Origin of the sequence: Neptunitalea chrysea, assembly GCF_027924145.1 — a bacterium.
Lineage (GTDB): Bacteria > Bacteroidota > Bacteroidia > Flavobacteriales > Flavobacteriaceae > Neptunitalea > Neptunitalea chrysea.
Window position 1 is genome coordinate 1 of sequence record NZ_BRVP01000084.1, and the last position, 388, is coordinate 388.

Here is a 388-nt window from a genome sequence, read left to right on the forward strand (position 1 = left end):
TAACTTTTAAAAATTTCACTTATGAAAAAAATGCTTTCAACAGCTTTTATGTTTTTGTCAGTATTTGCATTTGCAAATACCGATTTAGAGTCTGCAGAAATTACTAAGAATTTTGATAGAAAAAAAGATTGTGTATCTGAGGCGATAGCATATGCAGATGCGCAATGGAATTCTGGTGCAATTTCAACCGTAGCAGAATATGATGCAGCTTATTATGGTTACTATTATGGTTGTGCTGATCCTATTGTGGTTGTGATTCAAGATTAAGTATATGCCTAATAATTACACGTAATTAGATTGTAATTACGTGTAATTTTAATTTTATATATCTATGAGATTATTTAATCTAGTTTTATTTTTAGTTTGTTGTTTGAGTTATGGCCAAAGT

1 protein-coding gene is annotated in these 388 nt (G+C 29.1%); it reads left to right on the top strand.

The annotated features are described in order from the left end of the window. The first annotated feature begins 21 nt into the window (after positions 1–21). A complete protein-coding gene (locus tag NBRC110019_RS16810) occupies positions 22–267 on the top strand; it encodes a hypothetical protein (protein ID WP_281756624.1) in 246 nt (81 codons plus the stop codon). Positions 268–388 lie beyond the last annotated feature (121 nt).